The organism is Bradyrhizobium sacchari, from assembly GCF_002068095.1.
GTDB classification, from domain to species: domain Bacteria; phylum Pseudomonadota; class Alphaproteobacteria; order Rhizobiales; family Xanthobacteraceae; genus Bradyrhizobium; species Bradyrhizobium sacchari.
The window spans coordinates 1-4,047 of sequence record NZ_LWIG01000005.1; the positions used below are offsets into that span (position 1 = coordinate 1).

5 protein-coding genes and 1 pseudogene are annotated in these 4,047 nt (G+C 57.8%); 1 reads left to right on the forward strand and 5 read right to left on the reverse strand.

The window, feature by feature from the left end; genetic code table 11:
- The 3 genes from tnpC to tnpA form a co-directional block, all read right to left on the reverse strand.
- A partial coding sequence (gene tnpC / locus A5906_RS06270) for an IS66 family transposase (protein ID WP_136615011.1) occupies positions 1 to 976 on the reverse strand: 976 nt, incomplete at its 3' end.
- A gap of 70 nt (positions 977 to 1,046) precedes the next feature.
- On the reverse strand, positions 1,047 to 1,394 hold the full coding sequence (gene tnpB, locus A5906_RS06275; protein ID WP_080134400.1) for an IS66 family insertion sequence element accessory protein TnpB: 348 nt from the start codon (positions 1,392 to 1,394) through the stop codon (positions 1,047 to 1,049).
- Entirely contained in the window at positions 1,391 to 1,795 is a 405-nt protein-coding gene (tnpA, locus tag A5906_RS06280; protein ID WP_080134401.1) for an IS66-like element accessory protein TnpA, read from the reverse strand. The genes tnpB and tnpA overlap by 4 nt, the downstream gene beginning before the upstream one ends.
- A gap of 18 nt (positions 1,796 to 1,813) precedes the next feature.
- On the opposite strand from tnpA, the pseudogene A5906_RS06285 reads away from it, so the two are divergent.
- Positions 1,814 to 2,383 (forward strand): annotated as a pseudogene (locus A5906_RS06285) (nSTAND3 domain-containing NTPase).
- A 46-nt stretch (positions 2,384 to 2,429) separates the two neighbouring features.
- On the opposite strand, the gene A5906_RS06290 reads toward A5906_RS06285, so the two are convergent.
- Both A5906_RS06290 and A5906_RS43950 read right to left on the reverse strand, forming a co-directional pair.
- Positions 2,430 to 2,831 carry an AAA family ATPase gene (locus A5906_RS06290; protein WP_136615012.1) on the reverse strand — a complete coding sequence of 134 codons (402 nt, stop codon included), beginning with the start codon at positions 2,829 to 2,831 and terminating at the stop codon, positions 2,430 to 2,432.
- A gap of 727 nt (positions 2,832 to 3,558) precedes the next feature.
- Positions 3,559 to 4,047 (reverse strand): hypothetical protein (locus tag A5906_RS43950; RefSeq protein ID WP_245326609.1); only part of this gene is annotated, 489 nt, incomplete at its 5' end.

The window sequence follows — 4,047 nt, forward strand, 5'->3', positions numbered from 1 at the left end:
AAAGCTTGCCATAGCCGCCATAGGCATCGGCCTGGAAGATGCCGTTGTAGCCGGCCAGATGGGCCTGGGGATGCTCGCCCGCGCGATCGCGCGAGTAATAAAACACTGCTCCCGGCGGGGCCTGCCCGCCAAAAGGCTTGTCGTCGCGTACATAGACCCAGATGCGGCCGGTGTCGGTCTTGCCTTTGGCCAGGACCGGCACCGTCGTGTCATCCCCGTGCAATCGCTCGGCACTCAGCACATGGGCCTCGAGGCGCCGGAACAAGGGCGTCAGCGCAACAGTGCAGCCACCAACCTGGTCGGCGAGGGTCGACAGGCTGATCGGCACGCCTTCCTTGCCATAGCGTTCGGCCTGACGGTTCAGCGGCTGGTGCTGGCCGAACTTCTCGAACAGCACCATCGCCAGTAAGCTGGGGCCGGCCCAACCACGGTCGATGACGTGGAACGGCGCCGGGGACTGGCTGATCTTCTCGCAATCACGGCAGCTGAACTTCTCCCGGACGTGCTGGATCACCTTCCAGGACTTCGGGATCACCTCCAGCGTCTCGGTGATGTCCTCCCCGAGCTTGGACAACCTCGCTCCGCCGCAGCAGGCGCACGCCACAGGTCCCGGCACGAGCACCCGCTCGCGAGGCAGATGGTCCGGGAACGGCTGGCGCGACGGCCTCTTGCGCGTGAACGAGGCCACCTTCGTCGTCTTGGCCGCGGCCATTTCGGCAGCGAGTTCGTCCTCAGTCGCTGAGGCCTCGAGCTCCTCCAGCGTCAGTTCGAGCTGATCCAGCAGCCTTGCGGTACGCTCCGAGCGAGGGCCATAACGATCACGGTTCAGCTTTTCGATCTGCAGCTTCAGGTGAGCGATCAGAGCATGGTCGTCGGACTGCTGGGCGCGAACGCTGGCGAGTTCGGCGCGCGTCGCCAGCAACGCCGCTTGCAGCGCCTCAATGTCTTCCGGCAGCTTCTGGGGACCGTCACCCATGCACCGATGGAATCACAAAAGCGACGATTTGGCGTGCGCTTTTTGCAATCTCACGGGACTATTGCGCAACCTATCCTGCGCTCTGCGGCCGCCAGCTGTGTTGGGGATTGCGCCAGTCGATCGCCTCCAGCAAATAGCCCATCTGAGCTGCGGTCAGCGATACCACGCCATCCACCGTCGCCGGCCAGATGAAGCGGCCACGGTCCAGTCGCTTGGCGTAGAGCGACAGCCCGATCCCGTCGTGCCAAAGGGCTTTGATCAGGGTGCCAGCACGACCACGGAACACAAAGACGTCGCCGGCAAAAGGATCCCGCCCCAGCCCCTCCTGCACCAGCAATGCCAGACCCTGCATGCCTTTGCGCATGTCAGTGTGACCGGTTGCGATCCAGATCCTCGCCCCTGCCGCGATCGGGATCATCGCCGCTCCAGCAGATCCAATACGCGAGACAACGCGGTCATATCAACGCCGGCGTCCACGATCACCCGACAGGCCTTGCCGACGACAATCTCCATGCGTCCGCTCGCTGGCCCCGCTAAAGTTACTGGCGGCGCCGGCGGTTGGTCCGGCATCACCATCGCTGGCACAAACGCTGGCTGAGGTTGTTCAGTATTGCTCGTCCGCGTCCCAAACGATCGTCGCCAAGTCAACAGGAGCGAGCGCGAGATGCCGTATCGTCGTGCTGTCGACGAGACCGCGCGCGGGGCCTGCAAACTCTCCAGAACGATCTTGAGTTTCTCATCATCGGTCCAGCGACGGCGACGGCCAGTCTCGACAACCTCGAACCGTTCAATCTGAGCACTGAACTTATTGCTGTCCATAAGGGCTGTTACACAGCACTGGTATTAACCCGACAAGGCGGCCCTCACCGGAGGGAGACAGTCAAGGTGACTTCCCCCCAAGAGCTCAGAGAACGCTTGGCACCTGGAGATCGCCAATTTTTCTGGATTGATGATGCTTGGGGGAATACTCAGTATCAGCGGCAAACCTCTGAGGCCTGGAATTAGGTGTTCCCGCTCATGCAGGCAGCGATCTCCTCGGGCGCGCGTTTCCTGATAACCTCTCGAGACTATATTTGGCAGGCAGCAAGCAGCGACCTGAAGTTTCAGGCGCTGCCGATCCTAGGCAAGAGTCAGATCATTATTGACGTCCACGAGCTCTCCACACAGGAGAAAGCTCAGATTCTCTATAACCACATGAAGATGGGTGATCAGTCAGCCGATTTCAGGGCACAAATTAAAACAACCTTGCCCGAGATCGCTGAGAGGAAGGATTGTTTGCCGGAAACTGCGCGCCGATTGGGGTCGAGCTTTTTCGCCGGCTCAATCGAAACGTCAAGAGAATCCTTGCTGAAGTTCTTTGCCGAGCCCGAGCAGTTCTTGTTGGAGACGATCACAAGCTTAGCTTGATCGGATTTCTTCATAGATGCCCCCAAGCTCAGTTGCAGAAGCTCCGTCATTGAATTAACTCCCCGAATTCCTTCATTGCACTTCGTTTCACGAACTGCCGGACCGGTGCTTTGCGTGTGGATTCATTAAATTGTGCGATCGCCGACACGACCAATATGCCCGATCGAAAGTACTCGGCGAATTCCGCCTGCGCTTCCGGCTCAAGATCGTGGAAGGTTAATGTAATCTCGATTGGATCCTTGATGTTGCCGTTATGAAAGTCCTCAAGGTCGAGCTCAATCAGATTTGTTGGAGCTTCCTCGGTCTGTCGGAAGAAGATATTGAGCGCACAAAGAACCGTGGATTCTCCGGCGCCATTTGGACCAACGAAGGCTGTGTAGTCATCGAAATCAACCACGACGTCCTTGAGAGGGCGGAAATTCTTAATGGCGATGGACTTGATCTTCAAAAGCAGCCCCCTCACACAAGGCAATTAAGAGCGGCGTCTGATCGGTCATCAGGGCTTCAAGCCTACTGGCAAATCCCAGCTACGGAAATGTAGGGGCTTCGAGCGGGTGTCACTCGATAGTCTCGCCATCCGTGTCCGAGCAGCATGAGTCGCTGGTCAGCCCGCAGGGAACTTACCGTCGAGCAGGTGAAGCATTCCACCAACTTTCTGCCATGCCCGCGGCTTTCTTTCGCAGATACTGGCCGAGACGATCGTCTACGTCTGAAAGGCGGGCTGAATTGCCGAAGCTGAGACGCTCCTGGTTGTTCCGCGTCGAGCTTGTGGACATGAGTGTGAGTACCGATGGTCTTCATGGTTGATTGAAAACCGGGATAAAGGCCCGCATGCGCCATGCAGGGACAACAGTATTGCTAGCTGAATTCCTGGCCGTCATAACTGGAGCAAACTGACGGGCGATGTAACACAGCAGCCCAGCAATCAAATCCATCGCAAATTGGTCCCCGCGCGCAGGATTTACCTATCAACACCCTTCTGATTGCATCAATCGATATGAACGAAATCGCTAACGTTCAGAAAACGCGGGGCGCCGAGCGACATTCTGGCGAGGGCTAGTTCGCAGTTGAAGCAATGCCACCTCGGTTCGACGCATTGATTGAAGTGCGAGGGACCAAAAGAGTGGGATGGTGACTGTGAGTGGTTCAGCCGGATCGAAGCTTTTGGCTTCATCTCATTGGAACATGGTGGTCGGACAGTTAGAGCGCTCGATTCGGCCGACTTCACCGGCTTGGCAGATGACGCGCGGAGCAGCTGTGAGGTGAATGCTGCGTCGTCTTGGAATGTTCGCCGCGCCTCTTCCGACTGAATAATCTCGAAGAAGACAGGCGCAGCGCATTGTTTCGAGTTCGGTTCTCTTGGCTGGCCATCCACTTGTTCTTTCTCGCCCTGATCCTGCTGGCTTGCATCGGGAAATTTTAGTGCGCCAATTCAGCCGCGCGACGGCCGCTACCAAGCTCTCGAATTGATCGCGTTGCGAAAAAATTGTGCCCGTGGTCTCTTGGCTAGAGACCGCCTTTCGTGCTTGCAACATTTGAGTCGGCTGGTCACATTTCGCCTTTCGTCGAGAATCTGCATCGATCCTCAGCCTCGACGTCTCCGGAATGGCGCCCAGGCATTCCTTGGTGACGTCGTCGACGATGTTGAGGATGCGGAAGCGTCG

What these genes read in the sequence shown, in the direction of transcription:
- tnpB (WP_080134400.1), bottom strand. Translation starts at nt 1,394, where the DNA reads ATGATCCCGATCGCGGCAGGGGCGAGGATCTGGATCGCAACCGGTCAC.
- tnpA (WP_080134401.1), bottom strand. Translation starts at nt 1,795, where the DNA reads ATGGACAGCAATAAGTTCAGTGCTCAGATTGAACGGTTCGAGGTTGTC.